The following is a 21,107-nucleotide window of genomic DNA, read 5'->3' as shown; positions in this document are numbered from 1 at the left end:
GCGCAGTCATTTCTTACGGGGCGAAGGGGATTCGCCTCATGTCGGGCGTAGGACCCGACCACAAGAATGCGCCCCACTTTCAGCGTCGTAGGGGACGCGTCAGATGACCATGCATCCACGGAAGCAACACCGTTCCAATTTCCTGTCCAAATCGATCGCCCTGGCGCTCACGTTCCTGCTCGGCAGCCCTGCGGCGCTCGCCGAGGAGGAGGATAAGAAAAAGAAGGTGGACGAAGCGCAGCGTTCGTCCAGTGTCGAGGCCAATTCCCGCGCGCAGACCAAGAACGTGCAGGACAACCTGCCCGACATCGGCGGCGCGGAGCAGGGCCCCAACAAGGCGAAGGAAACAGCCGATGCGCTGACCGCCAAGGCGATCAGTGCAGCGCAGTCGGCGGCGAAGAGCTCGTCGACCAACCCCAGCGCCAGCAGCACCAACGCGACCGACCAATTCAAGACCGACGTCGCCAATGCCGCCATTTCCTCCGGCCTGAGCACGCTCAAGGATTCCGACAACCAATACCTCCAGCGCCTCGAAGGCGGCATCACGCTGGGCTCGGAAGGCGACGTCGACGTCAATCTGAAAACAATGGGCATGCTTTACGGTGGCGAAGACAAACGCCACTACCTGCTTACGCAGTTCGGCGTGCACAACGAAGGCGATCGCGCGACGGCGAACGTCGGCCTGGTTTATCGCTGGATCGCGCCCGGCGACGCCTGGTTGCTCGGCGCCAATGTGTTCTACGACCACGATTTCGACAACGGCGCGCACCGCGTCGGCCTGGGCGTCGAGGCTGCGACGAAATCGCTGCGCTTCTTCGCCAATACCTACGCCCCGGCATCGGATGCGTGGAAGACGATCGACGAAGCCCCGGATTTCGAAGAACGCGCGGCCAGCGGTTACGACCTGGGCATGACGTGGAGCCCGACGCGCGCGCCGGGCCTTGACCTCACCGTCAAGGGCACGCGCTGGCACGGCGACCAGGTCGACGTGTTCGGCAGCGGGCAGACCTACAAGGATCCCTTCGTCCTGACCACCAAGATCGCGTACTCGCCGGTGCCGCTGTTCGACATCGCGCTCGAGCACGACAGCGCGATGGGCACCGGCACGCGCGACACGCGGATCTCGTTCAATTTCAAATACCAGCTCGACGAATCGCTGGGCGCGCAGAAGGCGCGCAAGAACGTCGCCCAGAAAAACGATATCCGCAAGCGCGCGACCGACTTCGTCGAACGCGAAAACAAGATCGTCACGGAGATCCGCGAGAAGGACGTTCCGCTCGCGTTCGTCGGTCCGTCGGTGGTCAACGACAGCGTGATGTCGGATGCGACCTACAGCTACCAGCTGCAGGTCACCGGCGCGAAAGAGGGACACAAGTACACCTTGGCCGGTGCCGACGCGGCACTGTTCACACTGGTCGGCAACGAGCTGCGCCTGGACCCGACGAAGATGACCTCCGCCGACCTGGCGAAGGACAACCGGTTCGAGGCGACGGTGAACGTCGTCGACGGCCGCGGCCGTGTCGCGCAGCAGCACTTCATCATCGACGTGATCGACATCGATCCCGACGGCGATGGCCTGAGCAACGAGCAGGAAGAAAAACTCGGCACGGATCCGAACAAGCCCGATACCGACGCCGACGGCATCGACGACAAGACCGAAGTCGACAGCGGCACCAATCCGCTCGATCCGAACGATCCGGGCACCGGCAACACGCCGACCGGCGTGGAAGTGCATTTCAACGGCAGCCCGCTGACGGGCGCGCCGATGGTGGGCTCGGTCCTCAACGCTTCGGTGACCTGCGCCGGCGGCGGCAAGTGCACGACGCCGCTGGTTTACCAGTGGCAGATCGAAAGCGCCGTCGGCTCGGGCACGTACATCGATCTCCCCGGCGCGGTCGCGGAGACCTACACCGTCACGCGCGGCGACCAGAAGCGACGCATCCGCGTGCTCGCCACCAAGCCCTGATTTTTTCTGCGCTCGCTTCGGCGAGCGCAGTGTTTTGCAAGGCCCGCAACATCAACCGGAGATCCCCAGATGCAACGCAACAAAACTTCCAACAACACGCTGCGCAGGACGCTACTCGCGACCTTCCTCGGCCTGTCGTTGTCGGGTCTGGCATTCGCGCAGACCGTCGTCACTTCCCCGGAAACCGCAACGGTCAAGGGTCGCGCACCGGTCGTCGCCACGGCGACGATCACCGTGACGCCCTCGGGCGCCGGTGGCCAGGTGCTTGCAGGCGACGTGCTGACGGCGGCCTTCACCGTCACCGACCCCGACACCGACACCATCGATCTCGCCGCGACCAACGCGACCGTCCAGTGGACCGTCGACGGTGTGAGCGCCGGTGCGCCGGGCGCCATGACTTACACCGTGCAGGCGGCCGACGCCGGCAAGGTCATCACCTACACCCTGATCCCGCACACCGATGCGGCCGTCACCGATCCCTACCAGGGCGTGCTGACGATCGCGGCCAACATCGGTACCGACGGCAGCGGCGGCGGCACCGGCCCKGGCGGCGGTGGCGAAATCAACCCGGCCGATCCGACGGCGCTGCTCTCCGTTGCGGTCACCCCGACCGGCAATCCGATCGTCGGCACCTTGCTCACCGCGACCCCGACCTGCGTCACGACCTGCGGTGCCGGCATCACGTACCAGTGGCAGATCGAATCGGCTTCTGGCTCCGGCACGTACGCCGACATCGCCAGCGCGACCAGCGCGACGTACACGCCGGTCAAGGGCGACCAGAAGCGGAAGATCAAGGTCGTCGCGAGCCAGCCATAACGACATGCAGGCGGGCCTGCATGTCAGGCCCGCACTGCGCTGGAATCCGGTTGAGAACCACTTCATGGCCCCGAATTTCGGGGCCCTTTTTTTGTGCGCAGCCTCAATCCAACCGATGCACCGCATCGGCCAAGCGCGCAGTGTCTTCCTGCGAATGACTGACCCACACCATCGGCAACGCGACTTCGTCGCGTAGGCGTTGCAGCCAGGGCAGCAGTTCGTCCTTGCGTTCGGGGTCGAGCATCGACAGGGGTTCGTCGAGGAGCAGCAATTCGGGTTGCGAGAGCAGCGCGCGGCCGATCGCGACGCGCTGTGCTTCGCCGCCGGAGAGGCCATCGACGTGGCGTTCGAGCAAGTCTCCGATGCCGAGCAGTTCGACGATGTGGTCGAAGACGAAGCGCACTTCGCCGCCGCGTCCGCGCGGTGCGCCGTAGCGGAGGTTTTCGCGCGCGTTCAAATGCGGGAACAGGCGCGCGTCCTGGAAGACGTAACCGATGCGGCGATGATGCGCCGGCTCGTCGACGCGCGTCGACGAATCGAAGAGGCACCGTCCACCGATCGCGATGCGCCCGCGCGCGGGCCGCACGAGGCCGGCGATCGCGTGGAGCAGCGACGTCTTCCCCGCACCCGAGCGGCCGACGAGCGCGATCACGCGCCGCGTACTTTCGAATCGCACGTTGCGTTTGAACGCGCCGCGCACCAGGTCGACGTCGATGGAAAACATCGGCGCGCTCATTGGTCGACTCCGCGCCGCTGCCGCTGCACGAGCCACTCCGAACAGAACACCGCGGCGAAGGAAATCGCGACCGCGACCACGCACAGGCGCCACACGCCCGATTCGCCACCGGGCACCTGCATCAATCCGTACATCGCCGACGACAGCGTTTGCGTCTCACCGGGAATGCTGGAGACGAAGGTGATCGTCGCGCCGAACTCACCGAGCGCCTTCGCGAAGGCCAGCACCGCGCCGGCGACGATCCCCGGCCACGCGAGCGGGACGGTCACGGTTAAGAACACGCGCCACGGTGGCGCGCCGAGTGTCGAAGCCGCTTGCTCCAAGCGTGCGTCCACGGTTTCGATCGCGATGCGAATGGCGCGCACCATCAGCGGAAAGCCCATGATCGCGCAGGCGAGTGCGGCGCCGGTCCAGCGGAAGGCGAGCACGATGCCGAAGGTGTCGCGCAGGAACATGCCGATGGGGCCGCGCGCGCCGAAGGCCATCAACAGCACGAAGCCCGTCACCACCGGCGGCAGGACTAGCGGCATCACGAGCAAGGTGTCGAGCGCCAACTTGCCCGGGAAGCGTTTGCGCGCGAGCAACCATCCCAGCGCGATGCCGAACGGCAGGCTGCACGCGACCGCCGTCGCCGCCACCTTGAGGCTGAGCGCGATCGCGGCGGTTTCGGCGGGCGTGAGTTGCACGTGTCAGAGCGACCGGAAACCGTGGCGCAGGAAGATCGCGCGCGCATCCTTCGTCTGCAGCCATTGCACGAACGCGCGCGCATTCGGATGCCGGCTCGCGGCGATACGCGCGATCGGGTACACGATGGGCGCATGCGATGTGTCGGGGAAGGTGCCGACCACTTTGACCTTCGGCTCGGCCAGCGCGTCGCTGCCGTAGACGATGCCGAGCGGTGTCTCTCCACGCGACACAAGCAGCAAGGCCGCGCGCACATTCTCCGCTTCGGCCGTGCGCGACTTCACACCCTCCCACGCACCAAGCGCGATGAGCGATTGCTTCGCATACTTGCCGGCCGGCACGCTGTCGACGAGCGCGACGGCGAGGCGCCCATCGCCCAGCGCCTTGACCAGGTCGAGGCCGGGTTGCAGCGCGATCGGCGCAGTCTTCGCATCCGCGGGCGCGACGAGCACGAGCGTGTTGCCGAGCAGGTTGCGGCGCGTCGCCGGATCAATGGCCTTCGCGCGCGCGAGATAATCCATCCACTCCACGTCGGCCGAAACGAACACGTCCGCCGGCGCGCCCTGTTCGATCTGGCGTGCGAGCGCAGAACTCGCGGCGTAGGAGACGCGCACGGGCTGCCCGGTCTTCTGCTCGTAGGCGTGTGCGGCTTCGTCCAGCGATTCCTTCAAACTCGCGGCGGCAAAAACCGTCAGCGGTTCGGCGGCGAATGCAGGGGCCAGGCATGCGATCGCGAAAATCAGGAACAGCACGCCGCGGGCGATGAAACGCATTCGTCAAATCCTGTCGAGGGGGATACGCAGATACCGCACGCCATTGTCGGACGCGTCGGGCAACACGCCGGCACGCAGGTTGACCTGCAGCGACTGCAGGATCAACGCCGGCATCGGCAGGGTCGCATCGCGCGCCTTGCGCAACGCGACGTACTCCGCTTCGCTGGTGTCGTCGCGCAGGTGGATGTTTTCGCGCTTCTGCGCGCCGATGGTGGTTTCGCCGGCGACGGCGCGGCCATTCGGGCCGTAGTCGTGGCAGACGAAGACGCGCGTGTCGTCGGGAAGGGCGTAGAACGATCGGATCGTGCGATACAAGGTGGCCGCGTCCGCATTCGGAAAATCCGTGCGCGCAGTGCCCGCATCGGGCATGAACAACGTGTCGCCGCAGAACAGCGCATCGCCGATGCGATAGGCGACGCAATCGGCCGTATGGCCGGGTGCGCCGATCACCTCAACGTCGATTCCGCCGATTGCGAACCGGTCGCCCGCTTCGAACAATCGCCCGAACTGCGAGCCATCCTGCGCCACGTCGTCGCCGAACCCGAACACCGGCGCGAAGCTGCGCTGCGTTTGCACGATGCCGCGGCCGATGCCGAGCGTCGCACGCGGAAAGCGTTCGAGCAGCCATTGCGCATCCGACAGGTGATCGGCGTGCGCGTGCGTTTCCAGGAGCCACTGCACGTCGAGCGTGTTGGCCTGCACATGGTCGAGCAGCTTCTGCGTCGACGCGTGGGCGGTGCGCGCGGACTTCGCGTCGAAGTCGAGGACCGGATCGATGATCGCCGCCGCGCGCGTCGCCGGGTCGGACACCACGTAGGTCCACGTGCCGGTGGCGGGATCGTGGAACGGGGCGACGTCGGGGCGCATGGGGGGTGTTCCTGCGGATGTCAGCGCGCGGGCGCGCCCAGGGTGTCGTCGAGCAGTTTCGCCAGGCGCCATGCGGCCTGGCGAACGCGTTGCTCGGCGAAGGGGCGCATCGTGTCGAGGTAGGTCTGATCGAGCTTGTGGCCCGTCGGATACAGCGAACGGCCATCGACGGCGCGGCAGGACTCGCCGGCCCACGCCAGCGGCGGGCTCACCGCGCCGGATTCCGGCGGCCACGGCATGGCATCCAGGCGATCGGCATAGCCCTTGAGGCCGAGCCCCGGATGTCCCTTCCGGTCAACGCCCACCTCGCCGAGGATGTAGTAATCCCAGATCGAATGCAGGTTGGTGCCCATCACGCCGTCGACGTAATTCTTCTTCGCGTAGGCCTCGGGCTCGAGCTTCGTCGCCAGGCTGATCTGGTAATCGTTGCCGCCCTTGTCGGGATGGTTGGACGCATGCATCGGCTGGTGCACGTCGCCGACGAAATGCACGAGGAACTTCAGTGCTTCGCGACGCGCCTGGATCGGTTGCGTGCGGTCGGCGAGGATCGCCCGCTGCTTCTCGATCGCACCGACCACGCACTGGCCGTCCGGGCAGTCGCGCGCCAGGTCGAAGTTGCAGGTGCCGTCGTTGGTGTTGATGTAGTGCCAGCGCGAGGTCGCCCGGAAGCGCTCGCCGTCGCTGTTGCGCAAATCGTCGGCCCAGGTGGCCACGCCGGCGAGGGTGGGGTCCTTTTCGCCCGCCAGCAGCGCGTCGATCTGCGCCTGCGTGGCCGGCTGGACGTGCCGCTGCGCCAATTCCCCCACCATCCGGTGCCCCAGCGCGCTCCAGGCCTGGGCTTGCGGGGCCGCGACCAGGGCGCCCACCAGCAGGGCAAGGGGGGCGAGGGCGTGCGGAAGTCGGGGCATCACGGTAGCCGTGGGGGAGGGTTCCTCTAAAATACCGGGCTTTCCCGGACGCGGGCCACCGCGGCCCGGTTCTTGTCCGGTTTTCCCTTCCCAGCTCCAGGAGTCGAAATGGCGATCAAGGTTGGCATCAATGGCTTCGGCCGCATCGGCCGCAACGTGTTGCGCGCTGCCGTGCAGAACTTCGGCAACGACATCGAGATCGTCGCCATCAACGACCTGCTGGAGCCGGACTACCTGGCCTACATGCTGCAGTACGACTCGGTGCACGGTCGCTTCAAGGGTGAGGTGAAGGTCGAAGGCGGCGCGCTGATCGTCAACGGCAAGAAGATCCGCCTGACGCAGGAACGCGACCCGTCCAACCTCAAGTGGAACGAAGTCGGCGCCGATGTCGTCATCGAATCCACCGGCCTGTTCCTCGACAAGGCCACCGCGCAGAAGCACCTGGATGCCGGCGCGAAGAAGGTGTTGCTGTCGGCGCCGTCGAAGGACGACACGCCGATGTTCGTCTACGGCGTGAACCACCAGAAGTACAAGGGCGAGGCGATCGTTTCGAACGCATCGTGCACGACCAACTGCCTGGCGCCGCTGGCCAAGGTGCTGCACGACAAGTGGGGCATCAAGCGCGGCCTGATGACCACCGTGCACGCGGCCACCGCAACGCAGAAGACCGTCGACGGCCCGTCCAACAAGGACTGGCGCGGCGGCCGCGGCATCCTGGAGAACATCATCCCGTCGAGCACGGGCGCGGCCAAGGCCGTGGGCGTGGTGATCCCGGAGCTCAACAAGAAGCTCACCGGCATGTCCTTCCGCGTGCCGACCTCCGACGTCTCGGTCGTCGACCTGACCGCCGAACTCGAAAAGCCGGCGACCTACGCCGAGATCTGCGCCGAAATGAAGGCCCAGTCGGAAGGCGCGCTCAAGGGCATCCTCGGTTACACCGAAGACAAGGTCGTCGCCACCGATTTCCGCGGCGACGCGCGCACCTCGATCTTCGACGCCGACGCCGGCATCGCGCTGGATTCGACCTTCGTCAAGCTCGTGAGCTGGTACGACAACGAGTGGGGCTATTCCAACAAGTGCCTGGAAATGGTCAAGGTCATCGCCAAGGGCTGACCCCTGCGGCGGCCCCGTCCCCGCGCGGACCGGGTCACGGACATGTCTTCACATGCGACCCCGCTTTTGCGGGGTCGCGCATTTCTGCGACGTAGTGCCGCCGCCGACGGGCGTTTCCCCGTTGCCGACCCCGCGCGGCCCCGGTAGCTTGCGAGGCTATGGCGGCGGCAGTTCCCCTCGAAATCCGGTCGGCAGGGCCCGACTGGGCGCTGCGGCGAGACTTCGCGCGCCTGCTGGTCGTGGCCGTCGTTCTTCCGGCGCTGATCCTGTGCGCCCTGCTGGCCTGGAGCCAGTCCACCTCGCAACGCGCCGATGCCGCCGCGAACCTGCATTCGGCCGCCGAGATCACCGCGCGCGACTTCGACGACTCCCTGCGCATGCACGGGGCCGTCGCCGCGGTACTGGCCGCGCGCCGCAGCAGCGAAAACACGCTCGGCGATCGCGCGCGGTGGGTCGACGACCTGCGCCGCCTGCGCGACCACTATCCCGCCTTCGCCACGATGCGCGTGCTCGATGCCCAGGGGCGCGTCATCGCCGCCGATCCCGCCGAGCGCGCGACGTCCGATCCCGGCCCCTGCTTCGCCACCGCGCAGGGGCAGGACGCGCCGACGATTTCCGACGTCTACCGCGCCGCCCCCAACACCCCGCCGCTCTCCTGCGTCGCCGCGCCGCTACGCGCGAACGGGCGCTTCGCCGGCATCGTCGAAGGCGCGATGCGCGTGGAGAATTCCGGCCAGCGCATCGCCTGGCTGCGCATGCACGGCTACGAAGCGGTGCTGGTCGACCGCCAGGGCCAAGTGGCCTACGCCAGCAGCGGCCTGCCGCTCGCACCGATGGAGCGGCTCGACGCAACGCCGAACGGGAAGGTCCTGCGCGCCGTCGAACCCGGCGATTCCGACGCCGGCTGGAACCGCGTCGACAGCGTGTTGCACGACGGCGAAGACGCCTATGCCATCGCGATGCCGCTCGAATCCGGCTGGCGCTTGCTGGTGCTGATGCCGAAGTCGACGCTCGATGCCGAACTGTTCCGCACCATCGCCACGATGCTCGGCCTGCTCATCGCCGTCGCCGCCGGCGTGCTCGGCATCGCGTGGTGGCAGATGCGGCGCCTGTCGACGAGCGTGCACCGGCTGCTGGTGCAGATGCAGCGCTTCGCACTCGAACATGCGTCATCGCCGATCTCCGCCGCGTCGATGCCGCAGGAACTGGCGCCGCTCGCCGAAGCGATGAACCAGCTCAGCGATCGCATGGCCGACGCGTACCGCGCGACCAGCCGCAGCCTGGAAGAACAACGCCGCCTGCGTTCCTCGCTCGAACAGGTCGTCGATGCGCGCGAGCGCGAGATCGCGCTGCGCACCGCCGAATTGCGCAACGCCGTGGCCGAACTCGATCGCCTCAGCCGCACCGACGCACTCACCGGCTGCCTCAACTATCGCGGCTTCCGCGAAGTCGCCAACCAGTTGTGGCGCGATACGCACGGGAAGGGCGGCATGTTGTCGGCGCTCGCGCTGGATATCGATCACTTCAAGGCCTACAACGATCGCTACGGCCATCCGCGCGGCGACAACGCGCTGAAGCGTTTCGCCGGCGCCGTGCGCAGCGCGCTCTATCACCGCGAAGACGTCATCGTGCGCCCGGGCGGCGAAGAGTTCATCGTCTTCCTGCCCGAAACCACGCTCGAGCAGGCGATCCGCGTCGGCGAACGCATCTGCGCCAACGTGCTGCATGCCGACATCGCGCACGCCGGTTCGCCGATGGGCGTGCTGACGGTGAGCATCGGCGTGGCGACGAACCTGCCGGAAGACGGCGACGACCCGGAAGTGATGCTGGCCCGCGCCGACGCGGCGCTGTACCGCGCCAAGCACGCCGGGCGCAATCGGGTCTCGCTGTAGGGGCCACCCGCGCCCCGCTACAATGTGCGCCCCCGAAAGACCCCAAGGCGCCAAAGATGCCCATCGTCCGGATGTCCGAGATCGACCTGCGCAACAGGCGCGTCCTGATCCGTGAAGACCTCAACGTGCCGATCAAGGACGGCAAGGTCGCCTCCGAACAACGCATCACCGCCGCGCTGCCCACGCTCGTCGCCGCGCTCGACCAGGGCGCCGCGGTCATGGTCATGTCCCACCTCGGCCGCCCGACAGAAGGGCACTTCACCGAAGCCGATTCGCTCAAGCCCGTCGCGCAACGCCTGAGCGAGAAGCTCGGCCGCGAAGTGCGCCTGGTGCGCGACTGGCTGTCCGCCGACTTCTCGGTGAAGCCCGGCGAGATCGTGCTGCTCGAGAACTGCCGCATGAACATGGGCGAGGGCAAGGACGACCCGGCGCTCGCGAAGAAGTACGCCGAGCTGTGCGATGTGTTCGTCATGGATGCCTTCGGCACCGCGCATCGCGCGCAGGCGTCCACGCATGGCGTGATCCAGCAAGCGAAAGTCGCCGCCGGTGGGCCGCTGTTGATGGCCGAACTCGACGCGCTCGCGCGCGCGCTCGAAGCGCCGAAGCGCCCGCTGCTCGCGATCGTCGCCGGCAGCAAGGTCTCGACGAAACTCGAACTGCTCGGTTCGCTCGCGCAGAAGGTCGACCAGCTCATCGTCGGCGGCGGCATCGCCAACACCTTCATCGCCGCGATGGGCCACGGCGTGGGCAAGTCGCTGTACGAAGCCGACCTCATCGACACCGCGCGCAAGATCATGGCCGAGGCGAAGGCGCGCGGCGCCGACATCCCGTTGCCGAGCGACGTCGTCGTCGCGCCCGCGTTCGCGGCCGATGCGCCGGCGACGGTGAAGGCGGTCGACCAGGTCGGCGCCGACGAGATGATCCTGGACATCGGCCCGGACACTGCCAAGCGCTACGCAGAACTGATCAAGCAGGCCGGCACCGTGGTATGGAACGGCCCGGTGGGCGTGTTCGAATTCGACGCCTTCGGCAAGGGCACCGAAGCGATGGCGCGCGCGATCGCGGCGTCCGATGCGTTCTCCATCGCCGGCGGCGGCGACACCCTGGCGGCGGTCGACAAGTACGGCATCGCCGACCAGGTCGGTTACATCTCCACCGGTGGCGGCGCGTTCCTGGAGTTCCTGGAAGGCAAGACGTTACCAGCGGTAGCGGCTTTGCAAGACCGGGGCTGACGCCACCCAAGATGGCGCGGCGCTGGTGTAGGCTGCCCCCGGGGAATTCCGGAAGTTCGGCATGAAGCGCTGGTGCGTTGCGGTCTTGGCGTGTGCGGGTTGGGTCGTCTCGGGGGCGTGCTGGTCGGCTGACGTCGAACACAAGCGCGGCGATTTCAAGTTCTTCGTCGGCGATGCGCCCGCGTTCGTGGTGCCGCACCAGGTGCCCGCGCAGTGGGATGCGAAGGCACCCGGCGCCGACGACAACGTCTGGCGCAACTGGCTGTTCGATCACCAGGTCGATCGCCGTGGCGGCAAGGTGGTGGCGTACACCGACACCGTGTACGAAGCCATCGCCTCGTCCAACCTCGGCGAAGCCGGCAAGTTCACGATCGAATTCAATCCCGAATACCAGCGGCTGGTCCTGCAGCGCGTCGCGATCCGCCGCGACGGCGCGTGGCACGATCGCCTGCTGCCCGACAAGATCACGCTCGCGCGCCGCGAGACCGATTTCGAATCCGACATGGCCGACGGCCGCGTCAGCGCGCTGATCGTGCTCGACGACGTCCGCGTGCGGGACGTGGTGCGCGTGACCTACACCATCGAAGGCGCGAACCCGATCCTCGCAGGCCACGGCTACGATTCGCTCGCCACCGCGTGGCGCGCACCGATGCTCGACGACCACTTGCGCGTGTTGTTCGATCCGGGCACGCACGTGCGTTCGCATCGCACGCTCGATTCCACGGCGCCCGTCGTGCGCGAAAACGCCGACGCTGTCGAAGTCACGGTGGATACGCACGGCCCCACGCCCGTCATCGATGAAGGCAGCTACCCAGTGTGGTTCGATCCGAAACCCCGCACGCAGATCGGGCCCGACCGGACGTGGGCGGATGTCGTCGCATGGGCGTTGCCCTTGTATCCCGAAGTCAAGACGCTGCCGGCCGACCTGGAAGCGCGCATCGCGCAATGGAAGAAACTCCCCGACGCGAATGCGCGCGTGCGCGCGGCGACGCGCGCGGTGCAGGATGAAGTGCGCTACTTCGGCGTGGAGATGGGCAGCAGCACGCATCGCCCGGCCGCACCGTCGGAAACCTGGACGCGCCGCTACGGCGATTGCAAGGACAAGACCTACCTGCTTGCGACGATCCTGCGCCGCATGGGGATCCAGGCCGTCCCCGCGCTGGTGTCGACCGACCGCGGCCGCGCGACGCGCGAGCTCGTGCCGACCGCCGCCGCGTTCAACCACGTGATCGTGCGCGCGACCGTCGAGGGCGCGACCGTGTGGATCGACGCGACCATGTCGCAACTGGGCGGGCAACCGCGCGACCGCGACCTCAGCGCTTACGGCGCCGTGCTGCCCATCGTTGCGGGCACCACCGCACTGCAGGACATCGCCGCGCCTGCCAGGACCACGCGTGCGATGCGTACGGTCGAAACCTACGTGCCGCAGGTGAAGGACGGCGCGGTGCGCCTGGACATCGAAACCGTCTACGAAGGCGAGCTGGCCGACGACGTGCGCCGCAGCCTGTCGCGTTCCCGCAGCGAAGACGTGCTGCGCAGCCGCACCGATTATTTCCGTCGTCGCTACGGCGAAGCCGATGCCGTCGGTGGCCTGGGCACGCGCGACGATCGCGAAGGCAACACCTTCGTCGTCACCGAGTCCTTCCAGCTCAAGCATCCGTTCAAGGACGATGCCAAGCCGGCGCTCGAGGTCTACGGGCTGACGCTGGACGATGCGAGCGAACTGCCACGCACGATGTCGCGCAAGGGACCGTTGCTGGTTGGCAGCCCCGCGGCGTACCACCACGAAATCCGCGTGCAGGTGCCCGAAGGCTGGCATCCGACCTTCTCACAGGAAAAGGCCGCGCGCAGCTCGTCCGCGTTCACCTACGCGCGCACGCTGAAGATCGAACCGAAGGTCGCCACCCTGGTCTACGACCTGCAGATCACCCAATCCGATCTCGACGCCGCGCAGGCGACCTCGCACCTGGGCGAACTGCGCCGCGTGCGCGACGAACTCTCCGCGGTGCTGCGTTTCCAGCCGGACCAGCGCCTCGACCCGAAGGCCCGCGATGCGCGCCTGAAAGCTTTGCTCGAAGACGTCGACCAGGAAGGAACCGCGCAATGACCCCTCGTTTTTCCCGGCGCGCCGCCCTCGGCGCCGCGCTCGCCCTGGGCTGTGCGTTCGCACAGGCCGCGACGCCCGCGATGCCCGACGTCGCCACCGATCCGGCCGGCGCATGGACGTGGCTGGTCGAACATGGCGACCACGAGGCGATCTGGCCCGCCTACGACATCCTCGACAAGCTCGAGTACGACAGCACCTCCGCCGAAGCCGACAGTTGCCGCGCGAACGGCGATGCGCTGCGCGACGCGGTCGCGAAGGTGCCCGTGTCGATCGTGCTGCGTCGCGTCGCGATGTTGTGCGCCGAAGCGCTCGGCGACGATGCCGCCGCCGAGCGCGCACTGGCCCCGCTCGCCGCGTTGTCGAAGCATGCGCTGTCCGGCGTGACCGACAATCCGCAGGGCGCGGTGATCCGCGTGCTGCGGCACGCCGATGTCTACGGGCTCGTGGCCACGATGGGTCTGGAGTGGCGCTACGAGTATTACGAGTCCTACCACATGGCGCGCACGTTCCCGCTCGTCGTCGCCGCGTGGGATCCGCAGAAAAAGGTCGAACGGCATCTGCGATTCGATTGGGTGGATGCGACCACGCGCATGGTGGCCAGCGACCCCCAGGCGCGCTATCCGCACTTCCGGTCGGAACTGGTCGAGGTGGGCGTCCAGGGCAGCGCCAAGCAAAACATGCCTTCTGCCGTCGACCTCCTTGCGTGGCGCCAGTCGCGCACGGCCGGCGCCGTCCCGGCACGCGTCGATCGCCTCCGCCAGGGCACGCTGGCCGGCGGCGTGCAGTCGCCCCATGTCTGGTTGCTGGTGTGCGCGTTCAACCCGCAGGACAAGCACTGCGGCGATGGCTTCGTCGACGCCGTGCTGCCGCTGGCCGAAAAGAAATTCGCGTTGCCGATGACCTTGCTCGCCTATGCCTACAACGAAGGCGTCGGCGTGCCGAAGGATCCGGCGGCGGGCAAGCAATTGCTCGATGCGGCCGACCAGCGCTGGGATCGGAAGGGCGCGAGTGCGTATTACGCCAATCTGTGGCACGACGCGCACAAGAACGAGGTGGCGTTTCCGGCCGACATCGCCGCGCGCCTGGATGCGTCGGTGGCCGCGGGCAACGAGTGGGCCAAGCGCACGCAACTGCTCGATCGCCGCCTGCACGCCCCCCAGGGCGCGCTGGCGCCGGCGGAGATCGCGCTGCTGTCGTCCAGGCCCCAGAACGGCGCGGGCCAGGGATTCAACCTCCTTGCGGCATATGCCGACGCCACGGACCAGCACGCGCAGAGCATCGAGTACTCGCGCCGCGCGGCGGAGATGGGCGATCCCGGCTCGCAAGCGCGCTACGGCTATTTCCTGAAGAACGGCAAGGACGGCATCAAGCAGGACGACGCCGCGGCCGAAGCGATGTTCGTGCAGGCCGCGCATGGCGCCGACGAATGGGCCGCGCGGCAGCTCGCACTGCGCGCGACCCTGCGCGAGGACTACGAGCAAGCCTGGCACTGGTTGAGCGATCCGGCCAACAACGATGACGTCTCTTCGTTGATCTGGATCGCCGAAATGCTCATCGACGGGCGTCCGGGTCCGAAGGGCAAACCCAGCGACGGTGTCACCGTATTGCGCAACGTCGGCAAATGGGGTTCGGCGGAAGCCAATCGCGTGCTCGCGCTCGCCCTGATCGACGGACGTGGCGGCATCGACAAGGATCCGGCGGAAGCACGACGCCTGTTGACGATCGACGCCGACAAGGACGACCACGAGTCGCAGTCGCTGCTCGGCTATCACCTGTTGCACGGCACGTTCGGCAAGGTCGACGAAGTCGAAGGCACGCGTGTCTTCGAACGCGCGATCGCGGCCAAGGATGCAAGTGCCGCCGATGGTCTCGCGTACTGGCTGTTCTACACCAAGAAAACGCCCGAAGCGCGCAAGCGTGCGCTGGAGATCTGGCGCGCGGGCATGGCGTACGAAGACGTGAGCAACCTGGCCAACAATTACGCGTGGGCGCTGTGCACGTTCGACGATCCGACCTTCCGCGACGGCAAGGCCGGCCTGGCGGTCTCGGCGAAGATCGAAGACCCGACCGTGGGCCAGATCGACACGATCGCCGCGTGCCATGCCGCGGCCGGCGACTTCGCGACGGCGAAGAAAAAGCAGCAGGAAGTCGTCGACGGGTTTGTCGCGTTGCTTGCCGAGCAGGACAAGAGCACCGGCGGAAAGGCCGTGGCGAAGGACGTCCGGAAGCAGCGGGATGCGCAGATGGCCGAGTTCAAGTCTCGCCTGGCGCTCTACGCCGCAGGCAAGGATTACCGCACCGACAAGCAGTAACGATCCTCGGCCACGCGCGCGAAGCCCGCGCGCGCCAGCAACTGTTGCGAGGCCACGTTCGCAGGCGCGACCGTGGCCTCGATGCGTTCCAGCGCCAGCGTCCGGAACGCCCACGCGGTCGCCGTGCGCACCGCGTCGCTCGCAAGCCCGCGCCCACGATGCGCAGGCAACAGCGCGTAGCCGATCGACGCGCTGCGTCCGGCTTCGATGTCGTACAGCGTGCACGTGCCGATCGCATCGCCGGCTTGGGGCAGGGTGACGATCCAGTCGATGCGCTCGCCGCTTTCGAAATGCCCGGCGCATTCGGCGATGTAAGCGGCCGCCTCATCGATGCGCTGCATCGGCGCGCGCGGCCAGTGGCGCATGGTGTCGGGATCGGAGAACAGCGCGAAGACCGGCGCGGCATCCTCGGGCGTCGGCGCGCGCAAGCGGACGCGTCTCCCTTTCAGCGCGGGGAAGCCGGGGATGGAAAACGTATGCAACGCCATGGCCGCTTCGGGTGGCTGTGGTAGAAACACGGTATGACCCAGAGTACACAACGTCGCCGCACCCGCATCCTCGCCACCCTCGGCCCGGCCACCGATCCGCCGGGCGTCCTCGACGCACTGCTGAAGGCCGGCGTCGACGTGGTCCGCCTGAACTTCTCGCACGGCGATCCTTCCAGCCAGGTGGCGCGTGCGAAGTCCGTGCGCGAGGCCGCGCAGCGCGTCGGCGTCGAAGTCGGCCTGCTCGCGGATCTGCCGGGACCCAAGCTGCGCATCGAGCGCTTCGCCGAAGGCCGCGTGCAGCTCAAGGCCGGCGAGCCCTTCGACTTGGTCGCGCGCGCCGATGCGCCGCCCGGCACCGCGCGCGAAGTCGGCATCAGTTATCTCGGCCTGGTGAACGACGTGCACGCGGGCGACACCCTTTTGCTCGACGATGGCCTGCTGCAACTGCGCGTGGACAGCATTCAGGGCGATCGCATCCGAACGACGATCCTCAACGATGGCGCGCTGTCCGATCGCAAGGGCCTCAACCGCCTTGGCGGCGGCTTGTCGCTGGGCGCACTCACCGATCGCGACCGCGAACTCATCGGCGTGGCCGCGCAGATCGAAGCCGACTTCATCGCCGTTTCCTTCTGCCGCAACGCGGCCGACATGGAAGAAGCACGGTCCATCGCACGCAGCCACGGCAGCGATGCCGCGCTGGTCGCGAAAGTCGAACGCGCCGAAGCGATCGAAAACCTGGGCGAAATCGTCGATGCCAGCGACGTGGTGATGGTGGCGCGCGGCGATCTCGGCGTGGAAATCGGCGACGCCGAATTGCCGGGCCTGCAGAAGAAGATCATTCGTGAATCGCTGGCGCGCAACAAGGTCGTGATCACGGCGACGCAGATGTTGCAGTCGATGGTCGAAAGCCCGATTCCGACGCGCGCCGAAGTGCTCGACGTCGCCAACGCCGTCATCGATGGCACCGACGTGGTGATGCTTTCGCAGGAAACCGCGGCGGGCGCGTATCCGCTGCGTGCCGTCGAAGCGATGTCGCGCATCTGCCTGGGTGCCGAGCGCCAGTTCGAGATGGACACGGATTTCGAAAAGGCGCCGCGCAACCTGGAGCGCGTCGACCAGGCGATCGCGATGGCGGCGATGTTCCTCTCCGAACACATCGGCGTGCGCGCGATCATCGCGATGACAGAATCGGGCGGCACCGCGCGTTTCCTCTCGCGCTTCCGTTCGCCCGCGCCGGTCTACGGGCTGTCGCGCTTCGTTCGCGCACGGCGCCGCATGACGATGATGCGCGACGTGTTCCCGGTCGAATTCGACAGTCGCGGCCTGGCCTCGCGCGACGCGGCGCGCAAGGCGCTCAAGCTGCTGTACGACCAGGGCCACCTGGATGTGGGCGACCGCGTCATGTTCACCAGCGGCGACCACATGGAACACCACGGCGCGACCAACACGCTGCGCATCCTCAAGGTCGGGCCCGACGGCGGCGCCGAAGGCCTCGGCGATCTCTGAACGGCAATCCTCCGGGGCAATGGCTCCAGCCGGTTCCCGACAAGCGGTCGTTGCCCGCCGCAACCGCCGGTGCTATTCCGGACACACGGAGACTCCGCAGGGAGATCGACGATGTGCAAGGTGCGATTGGCAGTCCTGTTCATGCTCGCCCTCGCGGGGCCCGCGAGTGCGCTGGACAAGATCGAAGTGACGAACGAAGGCGGCATCCGGGACCACTGGATGCTGGCGCCCGGGGTTCCGCTGGCGGTCCCGCAATATCCCCCGCAATTCGCGCACCGACACGACACGGTGTGCATCGGCGTGGGTTATCTGCTCAAACCCGACGGAACGACCTCGGACTTCGCGCTGTTGAAAGGCTGGACCAGCGCCGGCAGCAGTGAACCCGAGGCAGGCTACTGGTCGGCGTTCGCCGAATCGGCGGCCGATGCGCTCAAGCAATGGCGCTTCCAACCGCGGCCCGAAGTCGCGCAGGCCAAGCCCGTCTACACGGTGGCGACCTTCGTTTTCGGCAACGGCCCGGGCGTGGCGGCGGCCCAGCGTTCGAAATGCGCCGTCCCCAACCTGGTCGCGCGCCTGCGCGAATTGAAGGCCTCGCGCGACCACCGCACCGCGACGGGCGACGTGCTCGACGATCTCGACCTGCAAACCCGCGGCTACCAGAACGACGTGGCGGGCATGCGCCCGTAAGCCTCCGGGCCGCGTCGGCGGCGGCGTCACGGGGGAGGGGCGGTATAATTCCGCCTTTCCCCAACGCCGTCAGGACGCCAATGAGCATCGAACAGCTTGCCGAAACCGCCCAGGCCATGGTCGCCGCAGGCAAGGGCATCATCGCGATCGACGAATCCAATGCCACCATCGCCAAGCGTTTCGCCGGCGTGGGCATCGAGAACTCCGAGGAAAACCGTCGCGCCTACCGCGAGATGCTGCTGACCACGCCGAAGCTCGGCGACTACATCTCCGGCGCGATCCTGTACGACGAAACCCTGCGCCAGTCGACCAAGGCCGGCGTGCCCTTCACCCAGGTCATGGTGGACAACGGGATCATCCCGGGCATCAAGGTCGACAAGGGCACCTTCCCGCTCGCCGGCTTCCAGGGCGAAGTGGTCACCGAAGGCCTCGACGGCCTGCGCGCGCGCCTGGAGGAGTACTACAAGCTCGGCGCCCGCTTCGCCAAGTGGCGCGCGGTGATCAACATCGGCGACGACATCCCCTCGGGCACCTGCATCGAAGCCAACGCCCACGCGCTCGCGCGCTACGCCGCGCTGTGCCAGGAGCAGGGCATCGTGCCGATGGTCGAGCCGGAAGTCCTCATGGACGGCGACCACGACATCCAGACGTGCTACGAAGTCACCGAAGTGACGCTGCGTTCGCTGTTCGACGCGCTTTACAACCAGAACGTCATGCTCGAAGGCACCATCCTCAAGGCCTCGATGATCGTGCCGGGCAAGGACAGCGGCGAGAAGGTGAGCGTCGAAGACGTCGCCGAGAACACCCTGATGTGCCTGAAGACCGCCGTGCCGGCGATCCTCCCGGGCATCGTGTTCCTCTCCGGCGGCCAGAGCGACGAAGCGGCCACCGCGCACCTGGACGCGATGAACCGCATGGGCCCGAATCCGTGGCCGCTGTCGTTCTCCTACGGCCGCGCGATGCAGTCCGCCGCGCTGAAGATCTGGTCGCAGGACCTGGTCAACAACGTGCGCAAGGCGCAGGAAACCGTCTACGCCCGCGCCCGCGACAACGGCCTGGCCGCGCTGGGCCAGTGGAAGCAGAAAGCGGCGTAACGCCCGTCTCCCTCCCCTGCTCCGCAGGGGAGGGACGGGGTGGGGTCACGGCGGCGAAGCCGCCGTTTCGTCCGCTTCGACGCGATCGGCGTGCTTCTCCGCCAACCGCCGATCCACCGCATCCATCCCCACGTCACTCGCCGTCTTCAACACGGTGAACAACACCAGCAACCCCGCGCCACCGCCGAGCGCCGCGCCCAGCAGGATCGCCAGGTGCATCGGCAGCACGCGCAGGTAAGGGGTGAACATCAGCGTGCCGAGGTTCGGCCTGCCGCGCAGGTCGGCGTCGTGCTGCACCGCGTAGGTCTGCCGCTGCGACAACACGAACGACGCCGCGCACGCACCGAGCACCAGCAGATCCCAACCCGCGGTCAGCGGATGCTCTGCGCACAGGAAGATCAGGTAGCACAGGTGGAAGAACCCGTAGTGCAGGGTGAAGAAGTTCGCCGTCGATCGCTTGCCTTGCGCGTTCTCGGGCACGGGTTGGTCGTTGGAGGTGAACCCGTCGGTGCTGAAGCGATACAGGCCCAGCATGCGCTTGCGCGCGAACCAGCCGATCACCACGCTCTGGATCCAGTACGGCCACAGCAACCAGCCCGCGGGCCACTGCAACAGCAGGGCAGCCACCAGCGTGCCGGCGTTGGCGAACAACAACGAGCGCGTGGACGGACTCATGCGAGCGCGAGCATCGCGCGGTAGCGCGCGGCCATGCCGGGGTCGAAGCACGAGAACACCACGCGCGACGGTTTCGCGCCCGTCCACGCACGCACGGTGCGCACCGCGATCGGCACCGCGAGTTCGACCGGATAGCCGAACACGCCGCAGCTGATCGCCGGGAACGCGATGGATTCGACGTCGTAATCGGCCGCCAGCGCGAGCGATGCGTTGTAGCAGGCCGCCAGTTGGGCGGGCTCCCCGCCACGGCCGCCGCGCCAGACCGGACCGACCGTGTGGATCACGAATTTCGCGGGCAGGTCGTGCCCGTGGGTGATGCGCGCCTCGCCGGTCGGGCACCGCATGCCGGCGATGTAGGCGGGCAGGGCCTCGCATTCCTCGCGCAAGCCGGGGCCTGCGGCGCGGTGGATCGCCCCGTCGACCCCGCCGCCGCCCAGCAGCGCGTGGTTCGCCGCATTCACGATGGCGTCGACGGGCAGGGCGGTGATGTCGCCTTCCAGGACTTCGATCTTCATGCGGGAATCCCGGGCACAACGGCCGCTATCAGCGCATTCATGAGGATGGCGTGAAATCGTGGTGGAATGCGCGCCTCGTGGGGAATTCCAGAGTTGTGACGCGCCGCCCGGCGACGCGCCGGCCCCGCTGCGAACCTCGCCCCTGCAACCGCTCGCGCGTCGAACACGTCAGTCTCTCCATGAAGTCGCCCATTACATTCCTCAACGTCGACCGTCTGCAATCCAAGGTCGATGTCGCCGCACGCTTCCACCGCCTCGGCCTGGTCCTGTTCGTGCTCGCCTGCGTGTGCGTCACGCTGCCCAAGGGCATGGGTTTGCCGTCGTGGGTGCCGCTGGCGGGCTTCAGCGCCACGCTGCTCGGCTTCATCATCAAGGGCGCGGGGACGTTGTACGAAATCCGCCTGGCCGATTCGCTCGCGAAGGTCATGGGCCTGCCCTACCGCCGCGGTTTCCACGGCAAGGGTGTCGACCAGAGCGCATGGTCGGCGATCCGCAAGTACGTGATCGTCTCCGTCGCACTCACCGTCGCCGCCGCGCTGACGCCGAGCATGCTCGCCGCCAACGGCGAAACCGCGCTGGCCAACTTCACCGTCGCGATGAGCATGGCCGCGCTGGCCATCCAGTCCTTCGACAACCCGCGCCGCATGCGCAAGCGCGTCATGGCGATCTGCCACGGGCGCGTGGATCCGCATGCCGCCGAGGGCGGGACCTTCGTCGCCTGACGTCGGGCGGGTCC

General features: G+C 67.5%; 19 protein-coding genes. 11 read left to right on the top strand and 8 right to left on the bottom strand.

The features are described 5' to 3' along the window. Positions 1 to 103: 103 nt before the first annotated feature. Together AC1DOM_RS05660 and AC1DOM_RS05655 are read left to right on the top strand one after the other, a co-directional pair. Positions 104 to 1,966, top strand: coding sequence for a ZirU family protein (locus AC1DOM_RS05660; protein WP_498961066.1), 1,863 nt, complete (start codon positions 104 to 106; stop codon positions 1,964 to 1,966). Between the two features lie 69 nt (positions 1,967 to 2,035). Further along, positions 2,036 to 2,782, top strand: coding sequence for a ZirU family protein (locus AC1DOM_RS05655; RefSeq protein ID WP_498961064.1), 747 nt, complete (start codon positions 2,036 to 2,038; stop codon positions 2,780 to 2,782). A 103-nt stretch (positions 2,783 to 2,885) separates the two neighbouring features. Here AC1DOM_RS05655 and AC1DOM_RS05650 read toward each other — a convergent pair whose 3' ends face one another. From AC1DOM_RS05650 to AC1DOM_RS05630, 5 genes are read right to left on the bottom strand one after another with little or no spacing between them, the layout of a single operon-like run. After that, positions 2,886 to 3,506 (bottom strand): ATP-binding cassette domain-containing protein, encoded by a 621-nt coding sequence (locus AC1DOM_RS05650; RefSeq protein WP_498961294.1) that lies wholly within the window; start codon positions 3,504 to 3,506, stop codon positions 2,886 to 2,888. An 8-nt stretch (positions 3,507 to 3,514) separates the two neighbouring features. Beyond that, positions 3,515 to 4,204, bottom strand: coding sequence for a molybdate ABC transporter permease subunit (gene modB / locus AC1DOM_RS05645; protein ID WP_498961062.1), 690 nt, complete (start codon positions 4,202 to 4,204; stop codon positions 3,515 to 3,517). A gap of 3 nt (positions 4,205 to 4,207) precedes the next feature. Next, the gene (modA, locus tag AC1DOM_RS05640) at positions 4,208 to 4,975 is read right to left on the bottom strand and encodes a molybdate ABC transporter substrate-binding protein (protein WP_498961060.1); all 768 of its coding nucleotides are present in this window, start codon (positions 4,973 to 4,975) and stop codon (positions 4,208 to 4,210) included. Positions 4,976 to 4,978: 3 nt separating this feature from the next. After that, positions 4,979 to 5,842 carry an MBL fold metallo-hydrolase gene (locus tag AC1DOM_RS05635; protein ID WP_498961058.1) on the bottom strand — a complete coding sequence of 288 codons (864 nt, stop codon included), beginning with the start codon at positions 5,840 to 5,842 and terminating at the stop codon, positions 4,979 to 4,981. Positions 5,843 to 5,862: 20 nt separating this feature from the next. Continuing rightward, complete coding sequence (locus AC1DOM_RS05630; RefSeq protein ID WP_498961056.1) at positions 5,863 to 6,750, bottom strand: S1/P1 nuclease; 888 nt, start codon at positions 6,748 to 6,750, stop codon at positions 5,863 to 5,865. A gap of 108 nt (positions 6,751 to 6,858) precedes the next feature. On the opposite strand from AC1DOM_RS05630, the gene gap reads away from it, so the two are divergent. The 5 genes from gap to AC1DOM_RS05605 all read left to right on the top strand — a co-directional run bounded on the left by gap (position 6,859) and on the right by AC1DOM_RS05605 (position 15,406). Continuing rightward, on the top strand, positions 6,859 to 7,863 hold the full coding sequence (gene gap / locus AC1DOM_RS05625; protein ID WP_498961054.1) for a type I glyceraldehyde-3-phosphate dehydrogenase: 1,005 nt from the start codon (positions 6,859 to 6,861) through the stop codon (positions 7,861 to 7,863). Positions 7,864 to 8,102: 239 nt separating this feature from the next. Then, positions 8,103 to 9,755, top strand: coding sequence for a sensor domain-containing diguanylate cyclase (locus AC1DOM_RS05620; RefSeq protein WP_498961052.1), 1,653 nt, complete (start codon positions 8,103 to 8,105; stop codon positions 9,753 to 9,755). Between the two features lie 56 nt (positions 9,756 to 9,811). Beyond that, a complete protein-coding gene (locus tag AC1DOM_RS05615; protein ID WP_498961050.1) occupies positions 9,812 to 10,987 on the top strand; it encodes a phosphoglycerate kinase in 1,176 nt (391 codons plus the stop codon). Between the two features lie 61 nt (positions 10,988 to 11,048). Continuing rightward, entirely contained in the window at positions 11,049 to 13,094 is a 2,046-nt protein-coding gene (locus AC1DOM_RS05610) for a DUF3857 domain-containing protein (protein WP_498961048.1), read from the top strand. Beyond that, positions 13,091 to 15,406 (top strand): tetratricopeptide repeat protein, encoded by a 2,316-nt coding sequence (locus AC1DOM_RS05605; protein WP_498961046.1) that lies wholly within the window; start codon positions 13,091 to 13,093, stop codon positions 15,404 to 15,406. The genes AC1DOM_RS05610 and AC1DOM_RS05605 overlap by 4 nt, the downstream gene beginning before the upstream one ends. Here the strand turns inward: AC1DOM_RS05605 and AC1DOM_RS05600 are convergent. Continuing rightward, complete coding sequence (locus tag AC1DOM_RS05600) at positions 15,385 to 15,894, bottom strand: GNAT family N-acetyltransferase (RefSeq protein ID WP_498961044.1); 510 nt, start codon at positions 15,892 to 15,894, stop codon at positions 15,385 to 15,387. The genes AC1DOM_RS05605 and AC1DOM_RS05600 overlap by 22 nt on opposite strands. Positions 15,895 to 15,927: 33 nt before the next feature. Here AC1DOM_RS05600 and pyk point away from each other — a divergent pair, with 33 nt between their 5' ends. From pyk to AC1DOM_RS05585, 3 genes are all read left to right on the top strand, one after another. Beyond that, on the top strand, positions 15,928 to 17,400 hold the full coding sequence (gene pyk / locus AC1DOM_RS05595; RefSeq protein ID WP_498961042.1) for a pyruvate kinase: 1,473 nt from the start codon (positions 15,928 to 15,930) through the stop codon (positions 17,398 to 17,400). A 120-nt stretch (positions 17,401 to 17,520) separates the two neighbouring features. Further along, on the top strand, positions 17,521 to 18,087 hold the full coding sequence (locus AC1DOM_RS05590) for an energy transducer TonB (RefSeq protein ID WP_498961041.1): 567 nt from the start codon (positions 17,521 to 17,523) through the stop codon (positions 18,085 to 18,087). Positions 18,088 to 18,167: 80 nt separating this feature from the next. Continuing rightward, a complete protein-coding gene (locus tag AC1DOM_RS05585; RefSeq protein ID WP_498961038.1) occupies positions 18,168 to 19,181 on the top strand; it encodes a class I fructose-bisphosphate aldolase in 1,014 nt (337 codons plus the stop codon). Positions 19,182 to 19,226: 45 nt separating this feature from the next. On the opposite strand, the gene AC1DOM_RS05580 is transcribed toward AC1DOM_RS05585, so the two are convergent. Both AC1DOM_RS05580 and AC1DOM_RS05575 read right to left on the bottom strand, forming a co-directional pair. Beyond that, a complete protein-coding gene (locus tag AC1DOM_RS05580; RefSeq protein WP_498961036.1) occupies positions 19,227 to 19,856 on the bottom strand; it encodes a DUF6498-containing protein in 630 nt (209 codons plus the stop codon). Continuing rightward, on the bottom strand, positions 19,853 to 20,371 hold the full coding sequence (locus tag AC1DOM_RS05575) for an O-acetyl-ADP-ribose deacetylase (RefSeq protein ID WP_498961034.1): 519 nt from the start codon (positions 20,369 to 20,371) through the stop codon (positions 19,853 to 19,855). The genes AC1DOM_RS05580 and AC1DOM_RS05575 overlap by 4 nt, the downstream gene beginning before the upstream one ends. Before the next feature lie 179 nt (positions 20,372 to 20,550). On the opposite strand from AC1DOM_RS05575, the gene AC1DOM_RS05570 reads away from it, so the two are divergent. Continuing rightward, positions 20,551 to 21,093: a hypothetical protein gene (locus AC1DOM_RS05570; protein WP_498961032.1), complete on the top strand. Its 543-nt coding sequence runs from the start codon at positions 20,551 to 20,553 to the stop codon at positions 21,091 to 21,093. Positions 21,094 to 21,107 lie beyond the last annotated feature (14 nt).

The organism is Lysobacter sp. P5_B12, assembly GCF_056400425.1.
The sequence above is the reverse complement of the archived record's forward strand: the minus strand, read 5'-3'. Positions and strand labels throughout refer to the sequence as shown.

Bases quoted from the DNA above. Each gene is read 5' to 3' on its own strand.
- AC1DOM_RS05635 (WP_498961058.1), bottom strand. From the start codon at position 5,842: ATGCGCCCCGACGTCGCCCCGTTCCACGATCCCGCCACCGGCACGTGG.
- AC1DOM_RS05575 (WP_498961034.1), bottom strand. From the start codon at position 20,371: ATGAAGATCGAAGTCCTGGAAGGCGACATCACCGCCCTGCCCGTCGAC.
- AC1DOM_RS05585 (WP_498961038.1), top strand. From the start codon at position 18,168: ATGAGCATCGAACAGCTTGCCGAAACCGCCCAGGCCATGGTCGCCGCA.
- AC1DOM_RS05650 (WP_498961294.1), bottom strand. From the start codon at position 3,506: ATGTTTTCCATCGACGTCGACCTGGTGCGCGGCGCGTTCAAACGCAAC.
- AC1DOM_RS05570 (WP_498961032.1), top strand. From the start codon at position 20,551: ATGAAGTCGCCCATTACATTCCTCAACGTCGACCGTCTGCAATCCAAG.
- AC1DOM_RS05630 (WP_498961056.1), bottom strand. From the start codon at position 6,750: ATGCCCCGACTTCCGCACGCCCTCGCCCCCCTTGCCCTGCTGGTGGGC.
- AC1DOM_RS05660 (WP_498961066.1), top strand. From the start codon at position 104: ATGACCATGCATCCACGGAAGCAACACCGTTCCAATTTCCTGTCCAAA.
- pyk (WP_498961042.1), top strand. From the start codon at position 15,928: ATGACCCAGAGTACACAACGTCGCCGCACCCGCATCCTCGCCACCCTC.
- AC1DOM_RS05610 (WP_498961048.1), top strand. From the start codon at position 11,049: ATGAAGCGCTGGTGCGTTGCGGTCTTGGCGTGTGCGGGTTGGGTCGTC.
- modA (WP_498961060.1), bottom strand. From the start codon at position 4,975: ATGCGTTTCATCGCCCGCGGCGTGCTGTTCCTGATTTTCGCGATCGCA.
- AC1DOM_RS05600 (WP_498961044.1), bottom strand. From the start codon at position 15,894: ATGGCGTTGCATACGTTTTCCATCCCCGGCTTCCCCGCGCTGAAAGGG.
- AC1DOM_RS05605 (WP_498961046.1), top strand. From the start codon at position 13,091: ATGACCCCTCGTTTTTCCCGGCGCGCCGCCCTCGGCGCCGCGCTCGCC.
- gap (WP_498961054.1), top strand. From the start codon at position 6,859: ATGGCGATCAAGGTTGGCATCAATGGCTTCGGCCGCATCGGCCGCAAC.
- AC1DOM_RS05580 (WP_498961036.1), bottom strand. From the start codon at position 19,856: ATGAGTCCGTCCACGCGCTCGTTGTTGTTCGCCAACGCCGGCACGCTG.
- AC1DOM_RS05615 (WP_498961050.1), top strand. From the start codon at position 9,812: ATGCCCATCGTCCGGATGTCCGAGATCGACCTGCGCAACAGGCGCGTC.